18 protein-coding genes are annotated in these 23,221 nt (G+C 71.9%); 11 read left to right on the top strand and 7 right to left on the bottom strand.

Translation table 11 applies throughout. The features are described 5' to 3' along the window. Window positions 1–48: 48 nt before the first annotated feature. From ACFV2X_RS03365 to ACFV2X_RS03380, 4 genes are all read right to left on the bottom strand, one after another. Window positions 49–1,026, bottom strand: coding sequence for an acyl-ACP desaturase (locus tag ACFV2X_RS03365; protein ID WP_385610791.1), 978 nt, complete (start codon window positions 1,024–1,026; stop codon window positions 49–51). A 241-nt stretch (window positions 1,027–1,267) separates the two neighbouring features. Then, window positions 1,268–1,504 carry a hypothetical protein gene (locus tag ACFV2X_RS03370; RefSeq protein ID WP_385610793.1) on the bottom strand — a complete coding sequence of 79 codons (237 nt, stop codon included), beginning with the start codon at window positions 1,502–1,504 and terminating at the stop codon, window positions 1,268–1,270. A 146-nt stretch (window positions 1,505–1,650) separates the two neighbouring features. Continuing rightward, on the bottom strand, window positions 1,651–3,960 hold the full coding sequence (gene malQ / locus ACFV2X_RS03375) for a 4-alpha-glucanotransferase (RefSeq protein ID WP_385610795.1): 2,310 nt from the start codon (window positions 3,958–3,960) through the stop codon (window positions 1,651–1,653). 11 nt (window positions 3,961–3,971) lie between these two features. Further along, entirely contained in the window at window positions 3,972–4,283 is a 312-nt protein-coding gene (locus tag ACFV2X_RS03380; RefSeq protein ID WP_385610797.1) for a hypothetical protein, read from the bottom strand. Between the two features lie 428 nt (window positions 4,284–4,711). Between ACFV2X_RS03380 and ACFV2X_RS03385 the strand changes: the two genes are divergently transcribed. Beyond that, entirely contained in the window at window positions 4,712–7,699 is a 2,988-nt protein-coding gene (locus ACFV2X_RS03385) for a beta-N-acetylglucosaminidase domain-containing protein (RefSeq protein ID WP_385610801.1), read from the top strand. A 142-nt stretch (window positions 7,700–7,841) separates the two neighbouring features. Here the strand turns inward: ACFV2X_RS03385 and ACFV2X_RS03390 are convergent, their stop codons facing one another. After that, the gene (locus tag ACFV2X_RS03390) at window positions 7,842–8,378 is read right to left on the bottom strand and encodes an HNH endonuclease (RefSeq protein ID WP_014179649.1); all 537 of its coding nucleotides are present in this window, start codon (window positions 8,376–8,378) and stop codon (window positions 7,842–7,844) included. A gap of 357 nt (window positions 8,379–8,735) precedes the next feature. Here ACFV2X_RS03390 and ACFV2X_RS03395 point away from each other — a divergent pair, with 357 nt between their 5' ends. Continuing rightward, complete coding sequence (locus ACFV2X_RS03395; RefSeq protein WP_385610805.1) at window positions 8,736–9,854, top strand: mechanosensitive ion channel family protein; 1,119 nt, start codon at window positions 8,736–8,738, stop codon at window positions 9,852–9,854. A 91-nt stretch (window positions 9,855–9,945) separates the two neighbouring features. Here ACFV2X_RS03395 and ACFV2X_RS03400 read toward each other — a convergent pair whose 3' ends face one another. Beyond that, complete coding sequence (locus ACFV2X_RS03400; protein ID WP_385610807.1) at window positions 9,946–10,446, bottom strand: hypothetical protein; 501 nt, start codon at window positions 10,444–10,446, stop codon at window positions 9,946–9,948. A 46-nt stretch (window positions 10,447–10,492) separates the two neighbouring features. Next, on the bottom strand, window positions 10,493–11,590 hold the full coding sequence (locus tag ACFV2X_RS03405) for a trypsin-like serine peptidase (RefSeq protein WP_385610810.1): 1,098 nt from the start codon (window positions 11,588–11,590) through the stop codon (window positions 10,493–10,495). Between the two features lie 253 nt (window positions 11,591–11,843). On the opposite strand from ACFV2X_RS03405, the gene ACFV2X_RS03410 reads away from it, so the two are divergent. From ACFV2X_RS03410 to ACFV2X_RS03450, 9 genes are all read left to right on the top strand, one after another. Continuing rightward, on the top strand, window positions 11,844–13,046 hold the full coding sequence (locus ACFV2X_RS03410; RefSeq protein ID WP_385610813.1) for an ROK family transcriptional regulator: 1,203 nt from the start codon (window positions 11,844–11,846) through the stop codon (window positions 13,044–13,046). Window positions 13,047–13,247: 201 nt separating this feature from the next. After that, window positions 13,248–14,579: an ABC transporter substrate-binding protein gene (locus ACFV2X_RS03415; protein WP_385610816.1), complete on the top strand. Its 1,332-nt coding sequence runs from the start codon at window positions 13,248–13,250 to the stop codon at window positions 14,577–14,579. A gap of 11 nt (window positions 14,580–14,590) precedes the next feature. Beyond that, a complete protein-coding gene (locus ACFV2X_RS03420; RefSeq protein ID WP_385610819.1) occupies window positions 14,591–15,547 on the top strand; it encodes a carbohydrate ABC transporter permease in 957 nt (318 codons plus the stop codon). Between the two features lie 24 nt (window positions 15,548–15,571). Next, window positions 15,572–16,474, top strand: a complete 903-nt coding sequence (locus tag ACFV2X_RS03425) for a carbohydrate ABC transporter permease (RefSeq protein WP_385610822.1) — start codon at window positions 15,572–15,574, stop codon at window positions 16,472–16,474. Beyond that, window positions 16,471–17,733: a 6-phospho-beta-glucosidase gene (locus tag ACFV2X_RS03430; RefSeq protein WP_385610825.1), complete on the top strand. Its 1,263-nt coding sequence runs from the start codon at window positions 16,471–16,473 to the stop codon at window positions 17,731–17,733. Before ACFV2X_RS03425 ends, ACFV2X_RS03430 begins: the two co-directional genes overlap by 4 nt. Beyond that, complete coding sequence (locus ACFV2X_RS03435) at window positions 17,724–18,758, top strand: N-acetylglucosamine kinase (protein ID WP_385610827.1); 1,035 nt, start codon at window positions 17,724–17,726, stop codon at window positions 18,756–18,758. Before ACFV2X_RS03430 ends, ACFV2X_RS03435 begins: the two co-directional genes overlap by 10 nt. Window positions 18,759–19,070: 312 nt before the next feature. Next, window positions 19,071–20,513 carry a hypothetical protein gene (locus tag ACFV2X_RS03440; protein WP_385610830.1) on the top strand — a complete coding sequence of 481 codons (1,443 nt, stop codon included), beginning with the start codon at window positions 19,071–19,073 and terminating at the stop codon, window positions 20,511–20,513. Window positions 20,514–20,518: 5 nt separating this feature from the next. Beyond that, on the top strand, window positions 20,519–21,568 hold the full coding sequence (locus tag ACFV2X_RS03445; protein ID WP_385610833.1) for a glutamate ABC transporter substrate-binding protein: 1,050 nt from the start codon (window positions 20,519–20,521) through the stop codon (window positions 21,566–21,568). A 136-nt stretch (window positions 21,569–21,704) separates the two neighbouring features. After that, complete coding sequence (locus tag ACFV2X_RS03450) at window positions 21,705–23,036, top strand: hypothetical protein (protein ID WP_385610836.1); 1,332 nt, start codon at window positions 21,705–21,707, stop codon at window positions 23,034–23,036. The last annotated feature ends 185 nt before the right edge of the window (window positions 23,037–23,221 follow it).

Raw genomic sequence — 23,221 nt, forward strand, 5'->3', positions numbered from 1 at the left:
TGGTCCGGGGCGCCCTCGTGTCCGGTGCCTCGCGTCTGGTCCGGTGCCTCAGACCTGCGCGGCGATGCGGGCCGCGCGGCGGGCCAGCATCGCCTCGCGCCGCTCGTCGAACTTGGTGGCCTGGGCGTCCAGACCGCCCATGTAAAGACCCAGCTCCTCCTGCGCCTTCAGCCCCTCGCCCGAGAGCCCGGAGATCTCCAGGACCTTGAGGAAGCGCAGCACGGGCTGGAGGACGTCGTCGTGGTGGATGCGCAGGTTGTAGATGCCGCCGATGGCCATCTGCGCGGCGGCCCGCTCGAACCCGGGCATGCCGTGCCCCGGCATGCGGAAGCCGACCACCACATCGCGTACGGCGCTCATGGTCTGGTCGGGCGCCAGTTCAAACGCCTTCGCCAGCAGATTCCGGTAGAAGACCATGTGCAGGTTCTCGTCGGTGGCGATACGGGCCAGCATCCGGTCACAGACCGGGTCGCCGGAGTGGTGGCCGGTGTTGCGGTGCGATATGCGGGTGGCGAGCTCCTGGAAGGCCACATACGCGATGGAGTGCAGCATGCTGTGGCCGTTGTCGGATTCGAACCCCTCGGCCATGTGGGCCATCCGGAACCGCTCCAGCTCGACCGGGTCGACCGCGCGGCTGGTGAGCAGGTAGTCACGCATGACGATGCCGTGCCGGCCCTCCTCCGCCGTCCACCGGTGCACCCAGGTGCCCCACGCGCCGTCGCGGCCGAAGCGCGTGGCGATCTCGTGGTGGTAGCTGGGCAGGTTGTCCTCGGTGAGCAGATTGACCACGAGCGCGATCCGGCCCACGTCGGTGACCTTGGACTGCTCGGGCGCCCACGCCTCGCCGCCCATCACGCCGTCGAAGTTGCGGCCGTCGCTCCACGGCACGTACTCGTGCGGCATCCACTCCTTGGCGGCCTTCAGATGCCGGTTGAGCTCCACCTCGACGACCTCTTCGAGCGCGAACAGCAGGCGGCTGTCGCTCCATACGGCCTGACCGTGACGGCTGGTGGGGGCGAGGGTCACAGTGGGCTCCTGGGGATGTCGCGCGAGGGTAAACCTACGGCGCCGTAGGTTTGACTTACGGCTCCGTAGGTTACGACACCGTAGGTTAAAGCGGAAATAAATGGCCGGGTGCGCACCGGGAAAGGCGCGGGGAAGACGTTGGGGCGAGACGCGACGAGGGCGCCCACCGGCATCCAGCCGGGGGCGCCCTCGTCACGGCGTCCTCTGTGACAGCTTGTGTCAGAGCTTGTATCAGTACGTGTCAGTCACTGCGCTTGCGCGTCTTGTCGCCGAGCATCACCAGACCGGCGATCACGACGAAGAGCACGAGGGGAGTGACGACATAGAGGCCCAGCGTCTCCGCGACGCTCAGGCCCGGACCCGGGTCGTCACCATCGTCGCGGAGCGCGAACGCGGGGGACGACACCATCAGCATCGCCGTCGTCGCGGCGATGACGGCACCGGCGCGAACGGCGTTCTTTTTGACCTTGTTGCTCACGGACTCACGGTATCGGACGCCCTCGCGCCCCGCGTGCGCGGGGTGGGCTTGCCCCGGGCCTTAGGTCCTGTCTCCCCGATCTCCGCGGGCCCGCGACGCCTGGCACGCACGCTCGCTGCGTTGTCGGGCCCGCCCAAGCAGGCCCACTACGAGGGCGGCCCTCCGCCTTGCGATCGCACGCACCAGACGCCGCGGCCTGATCCGCGGAGATCGGGCAGACAGGACCTAACCGCGCCCCCGCCCCGCGCCAACCGCGCCACCTCGCCCATCAGGGCGTGCAGCCGCGGCGAGGCCACCAGATCCTCCAGCGATACGGGGCGGCCGGTCGCGTCCGCGATGGGCAGCCGCCAGTTCGGATACTGGTCCCAGGTCCCGGGGAGGTTCTGCGGGCGCCGGTCCCCCACCGTGTCCGGCAGCCACACGCCGACCAGCTTCGCCGGGGTGCGCAGCAGAAAACGGTGGACCGCCTTGACGGCCGCCTCCTCGTCGCCCGGCCCCTCCGGCAGCATCCCCAGCCGCCCCAGCAGCCCCAGCCACTCCGCGAGCTCCACCGCCTCCTCGGCCCGCTCGCGCGCGAACGGGCGGGTGAGCAGGCCGAGCCGGTGCCGCAGCTCGACATGGCCGCCGGTGAGGCGGGCGGCGGTGCTCGGCAGATCGTGGGTGGTGACGGTCGCCAGACAGTCCGCGCGCCACTCCTCGGGCCTCAGCGGACGGGCACGGGCGGGCACGGCGTCCCGGGGCCGCGTACTCGCGTCGCCTCCGCTTGCCGCGCTGACGCTCTCCCCGCCGTCCTCGCCGGTCGCGCCGTCCTCGCCGGTCCCGCTGTCCCCGCCGATCCCACTGTCCCCGCCGTTGTAGTTCCGCTCGAACCACAGCACCGACGTGCCCAGCGCCCCCCGCCCCGCCAGCGCCTCCCGCACTCCCGGCTCCACCGTGCCCAGGTCCTCGCCGATGATCACCGCCCCCGCGCGATGCGCCTCCAGCGCGAGCACGCCGAGCATGGCCTCCGCGTCGTAGCGGACGTAACAGCCCTCGGTCGGCTCCCGCCCCTCCGGCACCCACCACAGCCGGAACAGGCCCATCACATGGTCGATGCGCAACGCGCCCGCGTGCCGCAGCAGCCCGCGCAGCAGATCGCGGTAGACGGCGTAGCCCGTGGCGGCCAGGGCGTCCGGGCGCCACGGCGGCAGCCCCCAGTCCTGGCCGCGGGAGTTGAACGCGTCCGGCGGCGCGCCGATCGACATTCCGGACGCGAAGACGTCCCGCAGCGCCCAGGCGTCGGCGCCCGACGGATGCACCCCGACCGCCAGGTCGTGCACCAGGCCGATGGCCATCCCGGCGTCGAGCGCGGCGCGCTGCGCGGCGGCCAGCTGCCCGTCCGTCAGCCAGGCGAGCCAGCAGTGGAAGTCGGCCCGGTCCAGGTGCTCGCCCCGGGCGCGGGCGACCGCGGCGGACCGGGGGTCGGCCAGGCCGTCCGGCCAGGCGCGCCAGGTGGGGCCGTGGAGCTCGGCGAGCGCACTCCAGATCGCGTGGTCCTCGAGGGCCTGGCCGCGCTCGGCCAAAAAGTCGCAGTAGGCGGCCCGCCGGCCGGGGCTGAGCGGCACGGTCCGCACCAGCTCCAGGGCCTCCCGCTTGAGCGCCCACACCGCGTCCCGGTCGATCAGCGCGCCCTCGTGGAGCACGGCGGTGCGTAAGCCGGCGGCCCGCTCCAGCAACTGGTCGACGCGGTCGCGCGCGGGGCCGCGCAACTGGGCGTACTCGGGCACGTCCTCGACCCGTAAGTGGACCGGGTCGGGGAAGCGGCGGGAGGAGGGGCGGTACGGCGAGGGGTCGGTGGGCTCGGCCGGTGTGCCGGGCACGGCCGCGTGCAACGGGTTGAGCTGGACGAACCCGGCGCCCAGCGCCCGGCCCGACCAGGCGGCGAGGTCGGCCAGATCGCCGAGGTCGCCCATCCCCCAGGAGCGCGCGGACAGCAGCGAGTACAGCTGGACGAGGAAGCCGTGGCTGCGCGCCGGGGGGGCCGGCATCCGGTCGGGGGCGACGATCAGGGTGGCGGTGGCCGAGCCGCCGTCGGGGGCGTGGGCGTGCACGGTGTGGCGGCCCAGGGGGAGCGCGGCGAACGCCGGGCCGTCGGCCTCCGGCCGCCAGTCGAGCGCCGCGCCGTGCGCGCCGACCGCGCCGTCCTCGGGCGTCACCCGCAGCACGGTGCCCTCGGGCAGCCGCAGCCGGGGAGGCCGGCCGGGGCGCACCACCACGCAGGGCGGCAGCAGCCGGTCGCGCTCCTCGCGCTCGTGCCGCTCCAGGGCAGCCTGTACGGAGTGAGGGGTCGAGGCGTCCACGCCGAGCGCGGCGAGCACGGCGACGACCGTGTCGTCGGGCACCCGCACGGTGCGGCCGGGGGCGGGCTCGTAGGAGGTGGCGACGCCGTGCAACTCGGCGAGGAGCGCTCTGCCCATCAGGACTCCATTCAGAACTCCATGGGCTCCATGCCCGCCCCGGCGCCGAACCCGGCAGTGGTCGGCTCGCTCGTCAGCGGCAGTTCGGCGGCGAGCGGAGGCTCGCTGGTCAGCGGGGCGATATCGGCGGGCGCGGGCTCACTGGTGAGCGGCGTCTCCGCGTGCAGACCGGAGCCGGACCCCTCCAGGCCGCACAGGCCGCAGTCGGGGTGGGTGACCCCGGCGAACGGGTCGGGCTCCCCCGGTCCGGATGCGATGCCGGTCGCGGATTCGGTCACAGGTTTGGAGAGAGCAGAGAGCAGAAGCTGAGCTGACGCGGCCACACGGGCCTCCGTGAGGGTGTCGGCAGTGGGACAGGGCAGGCCTACCCACTCGAGGCGGTCGCAGACGTAACCGGTCCCCTGACGTGCCTCAGCTCACATCCCCTGAAGCAGACGATTTGACGGTCGCAAGGGGTCCGGAGCACATAGCTTACTGACCAACCCGACATTCCGGCGTGAGACTTTCGGCCTCAGGGATGCGCGCCCCAGCCGCCGCCGGCCCGCTCCCGCCGCAGTGCTCATCTCGTCACACCACACACCATGGCATTACCGGCACTTCGGTCACCGCCGTTGACACCCTCACGCACGCGATGGTGGGCTCGCGCCTATCAGGGCTACACCTAGGCGAACCACCAGTCCGTATCGAGGAGAAGCCCGTGCAGTTGCGGGGAAGCCGAGGACGAACATCGAGGGCGGCCGGAGCCACGGCCATGGCCGCCGCCGTCATCGGCGGACTGCTGGGCGGCGCGCCGGGCGCGGCCGCCACGCCCCAAAAGCCGGATGCCCGCGGCGCCCCCGGCGCCTCGACGGCGGACCGCGAGAGCGACGGCGCCGTGCCGCCCGTATGGCCGCGCCCGCAGTCGCTGCGCGCCCAGGGGTCCGGCGTGAGCGTGAGCAAGGAGGTCACGCTCATAGCCGACGCCGACTCCGACCCGTACGCACTGGACGCGCTGCGCGCCCTGCTGCACGACGCCGGGGCGCGCATCGTCAACGAGGCCACCGAGCCCATACCCAAGGGAATGCCGCTGGCGGACGGTCTTGTGGTGCGCGTCGGCGGGCGGGGCGCGCAGAGCGCGCTGCGCGCCCTGGGCGCGCCCGAGCGCGGCGATCTGCCCTCCGGCGGCTACCGGCTCGCGACCGGCCAGGCGGCCGGGGTGCCGACGGTCGCGCTGTCCGGCATCGGCCCGGACGGCCTCTTCCACGCCGTCCAGACGCTGCGCCAACTCCTGGTCCGGCCCGCACACGGCGCGGGCTCCTTCCCCGGGGTGACCGTGCGCGACTGGCCCGCCGCCACGGTGCGCGGCACCACCGAGGGCTTCTACGGCCAGCCCTGGTCCCACCAGGACCGGCTCGCCCAGCTCGACTTCATGGGCCGTACCAAGCAGAACCGCTACCTCTACGCGCCCGGCGACGACCCCTACCGCCAGGCCCGCTGGCGCGACCCGTACCCCGCCGAGCGGCGCGAGGAGTTCCGGGAGCTGGCCGACCAGGCCCGCCGCAACCACGTCACCCTCGGCTGGGCGGTCTCGCCCGGCCAGGAGCTGTGCTTCTCCTCCGCCGAGGACCGCAGGGCGCTGCTGCGCAAGGTGGACGCCATGTGGGCGCTCGGGGTGCGCGCCTTCCAACTCCAGTTCCAGGACGTCAGCTACAGCGAATGGCACTGCGGGGCGGACGCCGACACCTACGGCTCGGGCCCCGAGGCGGCGGCCAAGGCACAGGCCGAGGTCGCCGGCGCGGTCGCCGCGCACCTGGCCGCGCGCCACCCCGACGCCGCCCCGCTCTCCTTGATGCCGACCGAGTACTACCAGGACGGCGCCACCGAATTCCGGCGCGCGCTGGCCGACCAGGTCGACCCCGGTGTGGAGATCGCCTGGACCGGCGTCGGGGTGGTGCCCAAGACGATCACCGGCAGCGAACTGGCCGGCGCCCGGGCCGCGTTCGGCCACCCGCTACTCACCATGGACAACTACCCGGTCAACGACTACGCCCAGGACCGGGTCTTCCTCGGCCCGTACACCGGGCGCGACCCGGCCGTCGCCACCCAGTCCGCGGGGCTGCTCGCCAACGCCATGGAGCAGCCCACCGCCTCCCGTATCGCGCTGTTCACCGCCGCCGACTTCGCCTGGAACCCGCGCGGCTACCGCGCCCAGGAGTCCTGGCGGGCCGCCGTCGACGACCTCGCCGGACCCGACCCCCGCACCCGCGCGGCCCTGCGCGCGCTCGCCGGAAACGACGCGTCCTCGGTCCTCGGCGGTGAGGAGTCCGCGTACCTGCGCCCGCTGATCGAGGCGTTCTGGACGGCGCTCGCCGGAGGCGAGGGGCAGCGGCTCCACCAGGCGGCGAACCGGCTGCGCTCGGCCTTCACCACGATGCGGGACGCCCCCGACCGGCTCGATACGACCCTGGGCGGCGAACTGGGCCCCTGGCTCGACCAACTGGGCCGCTACGGCGACGCCGGAGCGCAGGCCGTGGACATGCTCACCGCCCAGGCGCGCGGCGACGGGGCGGCGAGCTGGTCGGCCCGGACCTCGGTGCAGGAACTGAACGAGAAGATCGCGAAGAGCCGGGTGACCGTGGGCAAGGGCGTCCTGGGCCCCTTCCTGAAGGAAGCCCTCACCCGGGCCGACGCCTGGACGGGCCTGGACGCCGCGGACCAGAAGTCGCTGCACACCTCCAAGGCCCAGCGCGCCGCCGCCGACGGCGACGCGGCGACCTCACTGGCCCCCACCGGCCCGGTCACCGTGCGCTTCGACCGCGCCCGCCCGCTCACCGCCGTCTCCGCGCTCACCGGCCGCGCCGCCGTCTCGCCCGGCACCGTCTGGGCCCATGTCCCCGACGAGGGCTGGCGGAAGCTCGGCGCGGTCTCCGCCAGCGGCTGGACCCAGCTCACGGGCCGTGGCGTACGGGCCGACGCGGTACGGCTGGTCTGGGAGGCGGGCACGACACCGCCCGACGTACACGAAATCACCCCGTGGTTCGCCGACACCCCGGCCGCCGAGCTGCGGCTGTCCCGGGACTCGGTCGACGCCGAGACCGGCGGCCGCGCCGTCGTCGTCGAGGCCCACATCACCCCGCGCCGCCCCGAGGACATCCACGGCGAGCTGACCGTCCACGCGCCGCGCGGCGTCCGCGTCACGGCCGACAGGACGGTGACCGCCCGGCGCGGATCCACCGCGACCGCCCGGATCGAGGTTTCGATCCCGGATGGGACCAAAGCGGGCACTTTCACCGTCCCGGTGCGCTTCGGCTCACAGGAGACCTCGCTGACCGTACGGGCCTTCCCACCCACCGGCGGCCCCGACCTGGCCCGCACGGACGGCACGAGGGCGACGTCGTCGGCCGATGAGACCGCCGACTTCCCGGCCTCCGCCGCGATCGACGGCGACCCCGCCACCCGCTGGTCCTCCCCCGCCGACGACGGCGCCTGGCTCCAGCTGGAGCTCGCCCGCCCGGCCCGGGTCGGCCGGCTCGATCTGCGCTGGCAGGACGCCTACGCCAGCCGCTACCGCGTCCAGGTCTCGGCCGACGGCCGCACCTGGCGCACCGCGGCCACCGTCCCCGACGGCCGGGGCGGGCACGAGACCGTCCGGATGGACGCCCCCGGCACCCGCTTCATCCGCGTCCAGGGCGACGAGCGCGCCACCCGCTTCGGCTACTCCCTGTGGTCGGTCGCGGCGTACGCGGTGACAGCCGACTGAAAAGCGGGCCGAGCCCCCGCGGGCCGCGGTACCGTACAGCGCGCAGCACAGCACGTGGCCCCCGCTCCGCCGCGGGGGCCACAGTCCACGGACTCGCCGCGCATACACCGCGCAGGCACGCAGACATGACGATGGCCCGGTCTCAGGCAGATTTGCCGTCGATCCGGGCCATGGCGTCTTCCGCGCCGTACGGCTGCAGGTATGGCAGCCAGCGCGGGTCCCTATGCCCTGTGCCGATGATCCGCCAGGCGAGGCCCGACGGCGGCGCCGGCTGATGGCGCAGCCGCCAGCCGATCTCCGCGACATGGCGGTCGGCTTTGACATGGTTGCAGCGACGGCACGCGGCCACCACGTTCTCCCACGTGTGCTGGCCGCCGCGGCTGCGGGGGATCACGTGGTCGACGCTGGTCGCCACGCCACCGCAGTACGCACATCGCCCGCCGTCGCGGGCGAACAGGGCACGGCGGGTGAGTGGCACGGGGCCCCGGTAGGGCATCCGGACGAATCGCTTCAAGCGGACCACGCTGGGTGCGGGTATGACACGGGTCGCGCTGTGCATCAGGGCGCCTGAGTCCTCAAGGCTGACGGCCTTGTCGTTGAGGACGAGTACGAGCGCGCGGCGGAGCGGTACGACGCCGAGCGGCTCGTACGACGCGTTGAGGACCAGGACATGCGGCACGGGTGCCTCCTTGTACGCCGGCGGCGCGTGGCTCGCGCCGGGACGATCTCCCCCAGTTTCCCCTGAACCCCGGCCGGAACGCCACCATCACCGGGTTAACGGTTGAGAGGCATTTCCGCGTACCGCCCGCATACCGCCGGAAGAGCGGAATTCGGCGGCCGTCCGGGCCCGCGGGCACCCATCAGAGTGGCGAGAATCACGGGCTGCCCGGGGCCGCGGCGGAAATCGCCCGGCTGACGCCCTCACCCCGCTCTTGTACGCCCCCTCGGCGCCCTCACGCGCTCTCGAACACAGGAACGGCACATTCCCGGGCCCGGCTACTGTGTGAGGGGTTGCCCGCCGGTCCTCCGTCCGGGCATGTCGCACATGAAGGGTCTCGCTGTGTTCTGGTCCGCTGCTCCGGCCGCAGACGCCACGCCCACTCCCACTCCCAGCACTCCCACCCCGCTGAAGGACGCACAGGAGAGCGCCACCAACGCCGCGGGCTGGGTGGAGGAGAACTGGTCCACCTGGCTCAGCATCGGGCTGCGCATCGCCCTGATCCTGGTGATCGCGTTCGTGCTGCGGACGGTGGTGCGACGCGCGATCACCAAGCTGATAGAGCGCATGAACCGCACCGCCCAGGCCGTGGACGGAACGGCCCTGGCCGGTCTGCTGGTCAACGCGGAGCGGCGGCGCCAGCGGTCCGCGGCGATCGGCTCGGTGCTGCGCTCCGTCGCCTCGTTCCTGATCATGGGCACCGCGGCGCTGATGATCCTGTCGACGCTGCAGATCAATCTGGCCCCGCTGCTGGCCAGCGCCGGTGTCGCGGGGGTGGCCATCGGTTTCGGCGCCCGCAACCTGGTCACCGACTTTCTGTCCGGCGTGTTCATGATCCTGGAGGACCAGTACGGGGTCGGCGACTCGATCGACGCCGGGGTGGCCTCCGGCGAGGTGATCGAGGTCGGGCTGCGCGTCACCAAGCTGCGCGGTGACAACGGCGAGATCTGGTACGTGCGCAACGGCGAGGTCAAGCGGATCGGCAACCTCAGCCAGGGCTGGGCCACGGCCGGCGTGGACGTCCAGATCCGCGCGGACGAGGACCTGGAGCAGGTCCGCGCGCTGATCACGCAGGTCGGCGTGGACATGGCCAAGGAAGAGCCCTGGAACGAGCGGCTGTGGGAGCCGATCGAGGTCCTGGGGCTGGACGCGGTCTACCTGGACTCCATGGTCGTGAAGGTGACGGCGCGGACCATGCCGGGCAAGGCGCTCGGCGTCGAACGCGAGCTGCGCTGGCGGATCAAGAAGGCGCTGGACGAGGCGGGGATCCGCATCGTCGGCCGCCCCCTGGACCCGGATCTGCAGCCCGAGGACGCCGCCAACCCGGCCACGACGACGACCGTCGCGGCGCCGTCGGCCCTGTCCAACCCCGACTCCCCGCAGTCCCTGGCCACCACCCCGATCCCGCCGCCCACCACCCCGCCCGTCCAGAAGTAGCCGATTCTCGGCGAAGCGGCACCGGGAACAGCCGTACGCACAGCCGCGGTGGTCGCGCGGCCGTGCGTACGGGGTCTCGCTGTACGGGATCTCAGGCCGTGACGGTCAGCGTGTTGCTCCAGACCAGACTGCCGTTCTCATAGCGCTCGTCGTGCGCGCTGAAGTGGACATGCTCGCCCGGATACGCCCCGTAGAGATAGACGATCGGGTTGGGGCAGACCAGCAGCGGCGGCAGCGTGGCCTTGGGGTCCACCGGAACGGAGATGTTCCCGGAGGGGTCGGAGGTGGTCTGCAGCAGCGTGGGGCTGGTGCGGAGGTCGGAGAGGGTGACGGTGCCGCAGGTCGGCACCGAACCCGAGACGGCGGTCCTGACCCACACCCGGTGGCTGGGCAGAAAGCCGCTGCCGGTGAGGGTCTTGGACTGGATGTCGTAGCTGATCAGCGTGGGCCCGGCGGCCACCCGCGCGACGGCCGCGGGCGCCGCCGCGGCCTGGGCGGCGGGGACGAGGAGGGTGGTGGAGACCGCCAGGGCCGTGCCCACCGCGAGCGCGGCGCGGACGGCGAGCGTCTTCAGGGTTCTGGGAGCGCGCATGATGGTTCCTCAATTCCGGTGTGGATGGCGTCGTGTCAGCCGTGGATCAGCTGTCGGCGACCCGGTAGAAGAAGTCCCTGAACTCGGTGTTGATGTAGGGGCTCTGAAGCCAGCCGCTGGGCTGGTGAATACTCGTCACGCCGTTGACGTAGCCGAGGGAGTTGTCGGGGTTGATGTCCATCAGCCAGCGGCCGCCCCGGGAGAGCCCGCCGTCCGACGGGGCGCAGGGCAACTCGATGCCCCCGAAGGAGGCGGGGCGGGTGTAGCCGCCGCACCCGGAGGGGATCTGCCCGTTGACGGAGTATCCGTTGGCGCTCACGAACACTTCCCTGGGCTGGTTCCAGGCGAAGCCGTCGCCGCCGACCCTGTCGACGAGCCGTTGGCCCGACTCGTTGGGGTGGGTGGTGGCCAGCCCGAAGTCGTAGTTCATATTGCCGTCGTCGATCCACGCGTTGAACGTGTATCCCCAGTCGCCGACGAACTTGCCGTAGGGCGCGCTCCCCCTGAAGTAGCCAGGAATGAACACCCAGTTGTTCATCCAGGCATGCGCGGCCCGGCTGTACACACAGCTGCCGGTGGTGACCACCAGTCGGCGCGAACCGCTGTTCAGCGGGTTGCCGTCGCAGGCCTTGTCCTTGCCGTCGAACGGATCGACGTAGAAGATCCGCCCGACCCGGGTCGGGATCTCGTCTGCCGCGGTGGGCGCCCCCGGGATGCTCGCCGCCGCCGGGGGTACGGAGCCGGGCTCGTCGGCGGGGGCCGCGATCTGCCGCTGGGCGTGCTCGACGGCGCCCCGGGACGGACCGCCGCCCTGGTACGCGGCGTGCCGCATCCGCTCCGGCGTCCAGTAGGCCCGGACCGCCTCGGCGGCCTGGGCCCGGGCGGCGTCCCGGCCGCCCCCGGCCTGTGCACCCGTCAGCGCGGCCGAGGCCGCGCCGGCGCCGTTCGCCCCGGCCGGGCCATGAGCCCCGGCCGGGCCGCTCATTCCGCCCTGGGCGCCCGAGCCGACTGGGCCGCCCTGACCGCCCGAGCCGCCCGGTCCGTGCGCGCCGTCCGACGCGGCCCGCGCGCCGCCGGCCCCGGCGGCGACCGCGAGCAACACGGCGACGAGCACCGCGAGCGGCCCTCGTGAGGCTGTTTTCATGCGCTCCCCCCTTCTCTCGATTGCGCGCGACGGTGGCAGGCACCGCTGGACCGCCGCTGGAGGAACCCTCGCCTCCGGCCCCGGCCCGCCCGGCCCACGCCGCTCCCGGCGCCCCGGCCCACACCGGCCGACGGCCGTGCCCCCACTCACCTGGCCGCACCCATTGACGCCTCACCGCCCCGCGCCTTACCTTGCTGTTCATCAATAGGAAAGTTTCTTAACAGAGGCATCGAGCGATACGGGGGCACCCACCATGGCCGCATCAGGCACTCCGGGAACGCCGCGCGTGCTGCGCGCCATGAACGACCGGGCCGCGCTCGAACTGCTGGTCGCGCACGGGCCGCTGACCAGGACCCGGCTCGGCGAGCTGACCGGGCTCTCCAAGCCCACCGCCTCCCAGCTGCTGACCCGGCTGGAGGCAGCGGGACTGGTCCGGACGACCGGGAACGTCACCGGCCGCCCCGGGCCCAACGCCCAGCTGTACGAGATCAACCCGGCCGCCGCCCATGTCGCGGCGCTCGCCGTCGACCAGGAGGGCATCACCGCCGCCGTCGCCGACATCACCGGCCAGGTCCTCGGCGAGCACCGGGTGAACGCCGAGGCGACCGCCGAGTCGGTGCGCAACCGCACCGGCGAGCTCGTCGCCGAGGCCGTGGACGGCGCGCTGGCCGCCGCCGGGCTCGCCCGGGACGATCTGCGGCAGACGGTGATCGGCACCCCCGGCGCGCTCGACCCGCGCACCGGGGTGCTGCGCTACGCACCCCACCTGCCGGGCTGGCAGTCCCGCACCATGCGGGACGAGCTGGCCGAGGTGCTGGGCACGCCCCTGGTGATCGAGAACGACGTCAATCTCGCGGCCGTCGCCGAGCAGCACCACGGCACCGCACAGGACTTCGACGACTTCGCGCTGGTCTGGGCCGACGAGGGCGTCGGCGCGGCCATCGTGCTCGGCGGCACCCTGCTGCGCGGGGCGACCGGCGGCGCCGGGGAGATCGGCTATATGCCGCTGCCGGGTGCCCCGCTCGCGCGCGGCGGGGACGACAGCGCCGCACGGCCGGACGGGGGCGGGGGCTTCCAGAAGCTGGTCGGCTCCCCCGCCGTGGTCGAACTGGCCCGGGAGCACGGCATCCAGGCGCCCACCGCCACCAAGGCGCTCGCCTCCGCGCTGCGCACCCCCGGCGCGGGCGACGCCGTCCTCACCGAGCTGGCGCGCCGCCTGGCCACCGGGCTCGCCTCGGTCGTCGCCGTGGTCGACCCGGAGTTGGTGGTGCTCTCCGGGCAGGTCGCCCAGGCCGGCGGGGAGCGGCTGCGGGAGCTGGTCGAGGCCGAGATGACCGGGCTCGCGCTGCCCCGGCCGCAGCTGCGGATCAGCGCCGTCGAGGGGGATCCGATTCTCATCGGCGCGCTGCAGACGGCGCTCGCCGATGCCCGTCACACCGTCTTCGACACCGCCTGACCCCGTCCCGCCCCATCCCTCTCCTACCGGTACACCGCCAAGGCCTTCCCGGTTCCGCCTGTCCCCGACCACGTCCCCCTGTCCCCCTGTCCCCCTGTCCCCGACAACACCTGGTCCCCGATCGCCGTACCCAACCCCCCGCCCGGCGCCCCGCACCGCCGCTTCCCCTGCCGTTTCCCCCGTGCACAAGGAAGTCCGTCCATGCCACGACGATCATTGGCCCATCTCGGGTCAGCGTTCTGCGCCGCCGCCCTGCTCCTGGCAGGCTGCGCCAACCCGAGCACCGGCAGCGCCGAAGACGATCCGACCAAACCGGTCACGCTCAAGTTCTGGCACGGCTGGTCGGAGCAGAACGAAGTCAAGGCGATCAACGCAAGCATCGCCCGCTTCGAAAAGCTCCACCCCAATATCAAGGTGAAGTCCGTCGGCAATGTCACCGACGAGACCATCAACCAGGCGCTACGGGCCGGTGGCGGCGACGCCCCCGACGTCGTCACGTCCTTCACCACCAACAACGTGGGCCAGTACTGCTCGTCCGGTATGTGGGCCGATCTCGACCCGTTCATGAAGAAGACCGGTCTCGACAAGGAAAAGGTCTTCCCCAAGACGCTGCTGGACTACACCAGTTACGAGGGCAAGCAGTGCGCGCTGCCGCTGCTCGCCGACGCGTACGGCATGTATTACAACAAGGACGCCTTCAAGGAGGCGGGCATCGCGCGTCCCCCGCGCACCATGTCGGAGCTCAAGCGGGACGCGGCCAAGCTGACCAAGCGCACCAAGGGCGGCGGCTACCAGCGGGTCGGCTTCATGCCGAACTTCCGGCTCTACCAGAACAGTCCGGACCGGCTCTTCGCCCAGTGGGGCCCGACGTACTTCGACAAGCAAGGAAAGTCGCGGCTGGAGAAGGAAGGAAAGATCAAGGAGTTCTACGCCACTGTCCGGGACCTGATCCAAGAGCAGGGCGGATACGGCCCGCTGGAGACCTTCCGTACCTCCTTCGGCGATGAATTCTCCTCCCAGAACGCCTTTCTGACCGGCAAGCTGGCCATGCATCTGGACGGCGAATGGCGCGGTCTCTTCCTCAAGGACGCGAAGTTCACATGGGGCACCGCCCCGCTGCCCGTGCCCGACGATCAGGCCGACACCTATGGCCGGGGCTATCTCACCGGCACCGTCACGGGCATCGCGCACAGCAGCAAGCACCAGAACGCCGCCTGGGAACTGGTGCGCTTTCTGACCGCCGACACCGATCAGGTGGTCACCTTCGCCAACGCCATTCACAATGTGCCGTCCACCAACGCGGCGCTCGCCTCCCCCAAGCTGGACTCGGATCCGACCTTCCGCGCCTTCCTCGATATCGCGCAGAACAAGTACAGCAACGCCCTTCCGCCCTCGATCAACGGCGGCCAGTACGTGACCTCGCTGCAGGACCTCTCGTACAACGTGGAGGCGGGAAAGGTCCATGACCTGGACAAGGGGCTCAGGGAACTGGACGACCAGATAGACGCCGATATTCTCCAGGCGCAGGACTGACGGAGGGCGACATGGCCACGATGACAACAAACGCCCCCGCCCTGCGCCGTAAGCATCTGCGCAAGCGGCTCCGCACCCTCGGTTTCCTCTCGCCCTGGCTGGTCGGCTTCACCGTCTTCTTCGGCTATCCGCTGATCGCCACCATCTACTTCTCCTTTATGCACTACAACCAGATCAAGGCGCCGACCTTCGTGGGCCTGCGCAACTGGCGGTATGTGCTGGAGCAGATGCCGCTGTTCGGCCCGGCGCTGTGGAACACGCTGTGGCTGGTCGTGGTGATGGTCGCGCTGCGCGTCGTGTTCGGTCTGGGTATCGGGCTGCTGGTCACCAAGATAAAGTCGGGCGTCGGTTTCTTCCGCACCGCCTTCTATCTCCCCTATCTCGCCCCTCCGGTGGCCGCGACCGTCGCGTTCGTCTTTCTCCTCAACCCCGGCACCGGCCCGGTGAACGACATTCTCGGCAAGATCGGGATTGACGCGCCGAACTGGTTCAACGACCCGGCCTGGGCCAAGCCCTCGCTGGTGCTGCTGTCCCTGTGGGGCATCGGCGATCTGATGGTCATCTTCATGGCCGCGCTGCTGGATGTGCCGAAGGAGCAGTACGAGGCGGCGGAGTTGGACGGCGCCGGGGCGTTCACCAGGTTCCGCTATGTCACCTGGCCGTCGATCACGCCTATCGTGATGTTCGCGGTGGTGACGGGTGTGGTGCAGACCATGCAGTACTACACCCAGGCCCTGGTCGCCGGGAAGCTGGCCTCGGGGGTCAGTATCGGACCCGGCTCGGTCATCCAGCCCGGTTACCCCGACCACTCCACGCTCACCGTGCCCCAGCTCGTGTATTCGCTCGGCTTCCAGAACTTCAACACCGGGGCCGCCTGTGTGCTCTCGCTCGTGCTCTTCGCGATCGCGATGGCCGTCACCACCCTGCTGATGCGCCGGCGAGCCGGCCTGCTGTCGGCGGACGACTGAGAAGGCTTGAGAGGACCAACCGATATGACCACCACGACCCTCTCGGCGCCGTCCGCGCCGGTACGGCCCCCCGCCCGCCCCTCCTCTGCCCCGGCCGCCCGCCGCAAGGCCGTACTGCACTGGATCGCCGTGCACGCGGTCGCCATCGCCGCCGCGCTGTTCTTCGTGCTGCCGTTCGTCTTCGTCTTTCTGACCTCGGTGATGAGTGACAGCCAGGCGATGAGCGGCGATCTGTGGCCCAACGAATGGCACTGGTCCAATTACACCGAGGTCTTCAACACCCCCGGTTTTCTGGACTGGTGGCGTAATTCGCTGATATACGCCGGGCTCGGCACGGCGTTCACGCTGATCTCCTCGGTGCCGGTCGCCTACGCGCTCGCCAAGTTCCGCTTCCGTGGCCGTCGCACCGCCATGATCCTGGTCATCTCCACGATGATGCTGCCGCCGCAGGTCGTGGTGGTGCCGATGTATCTGGTGTGGGCCCAGCAGTTCCATCTGTCGGGGTCGCTGTGGCCGCTGATCATTCCGATGGCGTTCGGCGACGCGTACTCCATCTTTCTGCTCCGGCAGTTCCTGCTGACGATCCCCGGGGAATACCTGGAGTCCGCGAAGGTGGACGGCTGCGGGGAGCTGCGGACGCTGCTGCGGATCATCGTGCCCATGGCCAAGCCGGGTATCGCGGCCGTCGCGCTGTTCCAGTTCTTCTACTGCTGGAACGACTACTTCGGCCCGCAGATCTACGCCGCGCAGAATCCGGGCGCCTGGACGCTGTCGTACGGCCTGGAGAGTTTCAAGAGCGCGCACAGCGTCAACTGGAATCTGACGATGGCCGCGACACTGCTCGTCATGGCCCCCGTCATCATCGTCTTCTTCTTCGCTCAGAAAGCCTTCGTCGAAGGCGTCACACTGACAGGAGTCAAGGGTTGAAGCTCGCAGTGGTGGGTGGCGGATCCACCTACACCCCCGAACTCGTCGACGGATTCGCCCGCTTGCGGGATGTGCTGCCGATGGAGGAGCTGGTCCTGGTCGACCCGGCCGCCGACCGCCTCGAGCTGGTCGGCGGGCTGGCGCGGAGGATCTTCGCCAGGCAGGGCCACCCCGGCCGGATCTCCTGGACGGATGACCTGGACGCGGGCGTGGACGGCGCGGACGCGGTTCTGCTGCAGCTGCGCGTCGGCGGGCAGGCCGCCCGCGACCAGGACGAGACCTGGCCGCTGGAGTGCGGCTGCGTCGGGCAGGAGACCACCGGCGCGGGCGGGCTCGCCAAGGCGCTGCGCACGGTTCCGGTGGTGCTGGACATCGCCGAGCGGGTGCGCCGCCGTAATCCCGACGCATGGATCGTGGACTTCACCAACCCGGTCGGCATCGTGACGCGCGCGCTGCTGACGGCGGGGCACCGGGCGGTCGGGCTGTGCAATGTCGCGATCGGCTTCCAGCGGAAGTTCGCGAAGCTGCTGGGCGTGGCCCCGGACGAGGTGTCGCTCGACCATGTGGGCCTCAACCACCTCACCTGGGAGCGCGCGGTGCGGCTGGGCGGCCCGGGCGGCGAGGATGTGCTGCCCAAGCTGCTGGCCGAGCATGGCGACGCGATCGCCGACGATCTGCGGATGCCGCGTGCGCTGATCGACCGTCTCGGCGTCGTCCCCTCGTACTATCTGCGCTACTTCTACCAGCACGACGCGGTCGTACAGGAGCTCAGGACGAAGCCGTCGCGGGCGGCCGAGGTCGCGGCGATCGAGCGGCGGCTGCTGGAGATGTACGCCGACCCGACGCTGGACGAGAAGCCCGAGCTCCTGGGCAAGCGCGGCGGCGCCTTCTACTCGGAGGCGGCGGTCGATCTGACCTCGTCCCTGCTGCGGGACACTGGCGAGGTGCAAATCGTCAACACCTTCAACCGGGGCACGCTGCCCTTCCTCCCGGACGACGCGGTGATCGAGGTCCCCGCGGCCGTGGACGCGCGCGGCGCGAGCCCGCTGCCCGTCAGCCCTCTGGAACCCCTTTACGCGGGGCTGGTCGCCCATGTCACCGCGTATGAGGACCTGGCGCTGGAGGCGGCGTTGAAGGGCGGTCGGGAGCGGGTCTTCGACGCCTTGCTGGCCCATCCTCTGATCGGCCAGATCGAGTACGCCGAGAAGCTGACCGACACTCTCATCGCACACAACCGGGAGCACCTGGCGTGGGCCTGAAGCAGTCCCAGAATGTGACCGCCCACCCGCCGCGCGCGTCCGTCCTGGCGGTCGACGCGGGCAACAGCAAGACCGATGTGGCACTGGTCGGCCCGGACGGGGCGGTCCTCGGCACCGCGCGCGGCGGCGGCTTCCAGCCGCCCGTGGTGGGTGCCGAGGCCGCGGTGGCCTCGCTCGCCCCGCTGGTGGCGCGGGCGGCGCGGGCCGCCGGGTTCGACGGGCCGCCGTCCACCGAGCATGTCTCGGCCTGCCTGGCCAATGTGGATCTCCCGGCCGAGGAGGAGCAGGTGACGCCGCTGTTGGCGGCCCAGGGCTGGGGGTCGAGCGTCACGGTCGCCAATGACACCTTCGCGCTGCTGCGGGCCGGAATCGCAGACAGCTCTGGCGACGGCGAGCCGACCGGCGTCGCCGTCGTATGCGGCGCGGGTATCAACTGCGCGGGGCTTGGCCATGGTGGCCGCACCGCGCGGTTCCCCGCGATCGGCCGGATCTCCGGCGACTGGGGCGGCGGCAGTGATCTGTCGCTGGAGGCGATGTGGTGGGCGGCGCGCGCGGAGGACGGCCGCGGCGCGCCGACGGCCTTGGCCCGTGCCCTGCCCGAGCACTTCGGCCTGGCCACCATGTACGAGCTGATCGAGGCGCTTCATCTGGGGCGGATCGCCCCGGCGCGGCGCCATGAGCTGACGCCGCTGCTCTTCGCGGTGGCCGGGTCGGGCGACGAGATCGCGCGCGCGATCGTCGCCCGGCAGGCGGAGGAGGTGGTCACCATGGCCACGGTCGCCTTGGCCCGGCTCGAACTGCTCGGTGAGCAGACGCCGGTGGTGCTCGGCGGCGGGGTGCTCGCGGCGCGCCATCCGCTCCTGGACGACCGGGTCCGCGAGCTGCTTGCCGAGCGCGCGCCCAAGGCGGAGCCGAGGGTGGTCACCGCGCCGCCGGTGCTCGGGGCCGCCCTGCTCGGTCTGGATCGCATGGGCGCGCCCGCGGCGGCGTACGCCGCGCTGCGCGCGCACTACGCCCGGGGCTGATGATCCCCGCGCCCGGGGCCGAAGCCCCCTGAGCCCGGGCCTGAGGACCCCGATTTTCCAGGTCGGGGCGGGTAATTGGGAACCGATGCGCGCCGAGAAGCGTATGAGAAGTTGGGAGAAGGAGGACGACGCGGACACCCCCCGGGGCCGGTGGCCCAGAGGCGAAGATCGCGATCGGGCCAAGATCCGGGCACGACCGGTGTGCTCGTCGGCGGCTGGCGTCCATACTGCTGCCCGGATACCTGTCCCCCGCCGCATCGGGCGACGGGCCGCCGACAGTGACTGAGGGGTCAGGACCGAGGGGGAGGTCAAGTGGCATACCCGCCGACCACCGGCGCGGCCGGAGCTGCCGCCGCGGGCGCGTTGTCGGGGCGGCGGCGGGCCGCGTGGCGGGAGGGTGTTGAGCGGGCCCGGGCCGCGGCGACGACGGAGCCGGGGCGGCTGCGGGTCATCGGGGCCGTGCTCGCGGCGCTGGTGGTGGCGTTCGGGGCGGTGACGGCCTGGCAGGTCTCCGACCGGCAGACCGCGGCGGACGCGGTGGTGGAGCACAGCCAGCCGCTGAGCGCGGACGCGGCGAGCATCTACCGCTCGTTGGCCGACGCGGACACGACCGCGGCGAGCGCCTTCCTGGCCGGCGGGCAGGAGCCGACGGAGGTGCGCAGGCGGTACGAGGCGGATATCGACCGGGCCGCCAAGCTGCTGGTGCGGGCCGCGGCCAATACGGAGGGCTCGGCGACCGCTCGCGAGGAGATACGCCGGATCGGCGAGCTCCTGCCGGTCTATTCGGGACTGGTCGAGTCCGCGCGGGCCAACAACCGCCAGGGGCTGCCGCTGGGCGGCGCCTATCTGCGGTATGCCAACGACATCATGCGGCAGCGGCTGCTGCCCGCCGCGGGTCGGCTGTACCAGGCCGAGACCGCGCGGCTGGGCGAGGACTACGAGGAGGCGACGTCCTGGCCGTGGGCGGCGGTCGGCCTCGGCGTCGCCGCGCTGGCCGCCTTGGGCTTGGCCCAGCGGCGTGACTTTCTGCGCACCAACCGGGTGTTCAACCGCGGGCTGCTCGCTTCTGCCGCCGCCTCGGCGGTGGTGCTGGTGTGGCTGGCGGTCGGCCATGGCCTCGCCCGCTCCGCGCTGAACGACTCCAATGACCACGGGGCGAAGTCCCTGCATGTGCTCAACGAGGCCCGGATCGACTCGCTGCGCGCCCGCGGCGACGAGAACCTGACGCTGGTGGCGCGCGGCGCGGTCGTCGTCGAGGAGGGCAAGGACAAGGGCAAGGACGCCTATGAGGTGGGCTACGCCGAGCAGATGTCCGGCCTCATAGGCGACGACGGCGCCGACGCCGGAAGCGTCGCGGGCGGGGACAAGGCCGGGCCCGCCCCCGGCAGCCTGCTGGCCCGGGCACGCGGCCTCGCGGACGACGACGAAGGCCGCGCCCCGGTGGACGAGGCCACCGAGCGCGTACGGGAGTGGCAGGTGCGCCACAAGGCCGCCCGTGCCGATGACGACGCGGGCAACTACAAGGACGCGCGGGAGAAGGTCATCGGCGGTGAGGGCAGCACGGGCGAGTCGTTCGACAAGGTCGACGAGTTGCTGGCCAAGGCCCTGGACCATGAGCAGCGGGAGTTCAAGCGGGCGGCGGACGACGGGCGGGGCGCGCTGACCGGGCTGGCGCTCGGCGCCGGGGTGCTGGCCGCGCTGGGCGCGGCGGCCGCGCTGCTGGGCATAGGCCGCCGGCTGTCGGAGTACCGGTGAGGGCGATGGGGGGCGTGAGGATGCGAGCGGGGCGAGCAGTGCGAGCGGGCGCCGCGGCGGCCGTCTGTGCCCTGGGCGTGGCCACGGCGATCTTCGTGCCCGCGGCGCTGGACGACCAGGGCGACGGGGGCGGGAGCGGGCGGGGCGAGGGAAGCGGGGTGCATCCGCGGGCCGCGCGGACCACGGCGGCGACCACGGCGGAGAAGTGTGTGCGGCCGGAGGCCAGTCTGCGGCCGTCGAGCGCGAGCGGCCCGGCCATACAGCGCATCAAGAACCGGAAGGTCGACGGCCACAGGCTGGGCAAGCTGATCGCCGGGGTGGACCAGAACAGCTACCGCTGGGGCTATCGCGACCCGGCCACCGGCGATCTCACGGGTTTCGACATCGAGCTGGTGCGCGCCATCGCCAAGGACATCTTCGGCGACCCTGACGCGGTCATCTACCGCGCCATCCCCACCAGCCAGCGGGTCAAGGCCCTGCAGCAGGGCAAGGTGGACATCGTCGTCCGCACCATGACCATCAACTGCGACCGCCTCAAGGACGTCGCCTTCTCCACCGCCTACTTCAAGGCCGGGCAGCAGGTGCTGGTCCCCAAGGGCTCCTCGGTGACCGGGTACAACACCTCGCTGCGCGGCAAGAGGGTCTGCACGGCGCAGGGTTCCACCGCGGAGGCCGAGCTGGACAAGGAGAAGGACGGCGCCGAGGACCTGGGCGCGATCAAGGTCGCCCCGGTGCCCAATCAGCTGGACTGTCTGGTCAGATTGCAGCTCGGCCAGGTGGACGCCGTGATCACGGACAATGCGCTGGCGGCCGGGCAGGCGGCCCAGGACCCGTCCGTCAAGCTCGTCGGCAAGCCGTTCACCGAGGAGTTCTACGGCGTGGCGATGAACAAGAGCGATGAGGACCTGGTACGCCGGGTCAACAAGGTGCTGGAGGCGTACCGCTCCGGCGGTGACAACAGCCCCTGGATGCGGGCCTACCGTAAGTGGCTCGCCGAAGATCTCGGCAGAACGGAGGAGAATCCGGCGGCACCGGCTCCCATCTACAAGGACTAGCGGTCAAGGACTAGCAGCCGCCGAGGATTAGCGCGCGGCGAGCGCGCGTAGGGATGCACGCAGTAAGTGCACGCAGTAGGGATGTAGCGAATACGGATCCAGCAGGTCACAGGGCACGGACACAGAGAGGTGATCGATGGGGGGCACGGGACCCTTCCCCAGTTCCGCGGGGGAACCCGACAAGCCGGTCATGGGCCGCGAGGAGGTGGACCGCGTGCTGGCGAAGCTCGGAGCCGAACACGAGGCGATCGAGTCCTCGCTGCTCGCCCTCCAGGACCACGCGGGCCGCAGACTCCTGGAGGGCGCCGAGCTGACCGGCGTCACCAAGGACCGGTGGGCCACCACCGAGCAGGCCATCTCCCTGCTGTGGACGTATTTCGACGCCTATACGGACGCGCTGCACTCCGCCCGTGAGGTGCGCTCCCGCCACCGCTGGTCCACGCCCGGCGAGTTGGCCGAGCTCACCGGACTGCTGCGCGGCCCGGGCATCACGCTGCCCAGCAGCGCCTCGCTCACCGGCTCGCCGCTGCTCAGCGAGCAGCTGACGCTGGACGCGCTGGTCGTCCGGATGAACCGGTGGTACGCCGAGGCCCTTGATGTCATCGTCACGGCCGACGCCGTCTGGTCCGCGCTGCCCGCCCGTATCGACATGCTCTCCGCCGAGCTGCGCCGCACCCGTTCCCTCGCCCATTCGGTCGGGGTGCGCCCGGGCGAGCATCCCTCCGGCGACGACCTGGAGCGGATCACCGCGGAGCTGACCTCGCTGCGCGCCGAGGTCGTCTCCGATCCGCTCGCCTTCTGGTCCGGCGCCTCGCCGAGCTCCGCGCCCGGCGGCGGCCGTCCCGACACCGCCCGCTACGACGCCGCGGCCCGCGCCCTGGAGGACGTACGGCGCGAGATCGAGGCGGTCCTCGATGTGCGGCAGGACGCGGAGCGGCGGCTGATGCGGCTGCGCGACGTCCTCTCCCGCGCGGACCGTACGCTCTCCGAGGCGCGGCAGGCGCGCGGTGAGGTGCTGGCCAAGATCGCGGCGTCCGAGGTGCCGGCGGTCAGCGGCCCGCCGACGGTGCTGCAGGAGCAGCTGGTGACGGCGGCCGAGTACCGCAGGCGCGCCCAGTGGCACCGGCTCTCCCCGCTGCTGGAGTCCCTGGAGGAACGCGCCGACGACGAGTTGCTGCGGGCCCGGGAGTCGCTGACCGCGGTGACCGCGCCGCTGGCGGTGCGCGCCGAGCTGCGCGGCCGGCTGGACGCGTACAAGGCGAAGGTCTCGCGTCATGGCATGGCCGAGGACCCGCTGCTGATCGAGCGGTACGACACGGCGCGCCGGATGCTGTGGAGCGCGCCCTGCGATCTGCGCGCCGCCGAAGCGGCGGTGCTGCGCTACCAGCATGCCGCGGCCGAGGCCCTGGTCCCGCGCCAGAAAGGGCCGCAGGGGGCGCAGGACCGCAGAACGGGGGAGGCGCTGTGAGCGTCGCACGCGCGGCCGCCGGGCCGCACACAGGCACGATTCGCCCGCTGTCGCCGCGCGGGCGGAGAAGCGAACCAGAAAGCACCGCGAGCGTCGCACGCGCGGCCGCCGGGCCGCACACAGGCACGATTCGCCCGCTGTCGCCGCGCGGGCGGAGAAGCGAACCAGAAAGCACCGCGAGCGAC

It is taken from the genome of Streptomyces sp. NPDC059679 (genome assembly GCF_042734105.1).
Classification (GTDB): Bacteria; Actinomycetota; Actinomycetes; order Streptomycetales; family Streptomycetaceae; genus Streptomyces.

Excerpts from the sequence above, each read along its gene's own strand:
- ACFV2X_RS03385 (WP_385610801.1), top strand. The coding sequence starts at position 4,712 with ATGGCCGCCGCCGTCATCGGCGGACTGCTGGGCGGCGCGCCGGGCGCG.
- ACFV2X_RS03415 (WP_385610816.1), top strand. The coding sequence starts at position 13,248 with ATGCCACGACGATCATTGGCCCATCTCGGGTCAGCGTTCTGCGCCGCC.
- ACFV2X_RS03425 (WP_385610822.1), top strand. The coding sequence starts at position 15,572 with ATGACCACCACGACCCTCTCGGCGCCGTCCGCGCCGGTACGGCCCCCC.
- ACFV2X_RS03445 (WP_385610833.1), top strand. The coding sequence starts at position 20,519 with ATGGGGGGCGTGAGGATGCGAGCGGGGCGAGCAGTGCGAGCGGGCGCC.
- ACFV2X_RS03395 (WP_385610805.1), top strand. The coding sequence starts at position 8,736 with ATGTCGCACATGAAGGGTCTCGCTGTGTTCTGGTCCGCTGCTCCGGCC.
- ACFV2X_RS03400 (WP_385610807.1), bottom strand. The coding sequence starts at position 10,446 with ATGCGCGCTCCCAGAACCCTGAAGACGCTCGCCGTCCGCGCCGCGCTC.
- ACFV2X_RS03410 (WP_385610813.1), top strand. The coding sequence starts at position 11,844 with ATGGCCGCATCAGGCACTCCGGGAACGCCGCGCGTGCTGCGCGCCATG.
- malQ (WP_385610795.1), bottom strand. The coding sequence starts at position 3,960 with ATGGGCAGAGCGCTCCTCGCCGAGTTGCACGGCGTCGCCACCTCCTAC.
- ACFV2X_RS03405 (WP_385610810.1), bottom strand. The coding sequence starts at position 11,590 with ATGAAAACAGCCTCACGAGGGCCGCTCGCGGTGCTCGTCGCCGTGTTG.
- ACFV2X_RS03420 (WP_385610819.1), top strand. The coding sequence starts at position 14,591 with ATGGCCACGATGACAACAAACGCCCCCGCCCTGCGCCGTAAGCATCTG.
- ACFV2X_RS03450 (WP_385610836.1), top strand. The coding sequence starts at position 21,705 with ATGGGGGGCACGGGACCCTTCCCCAGTTCCGCGGGGGAACCCGACAAG.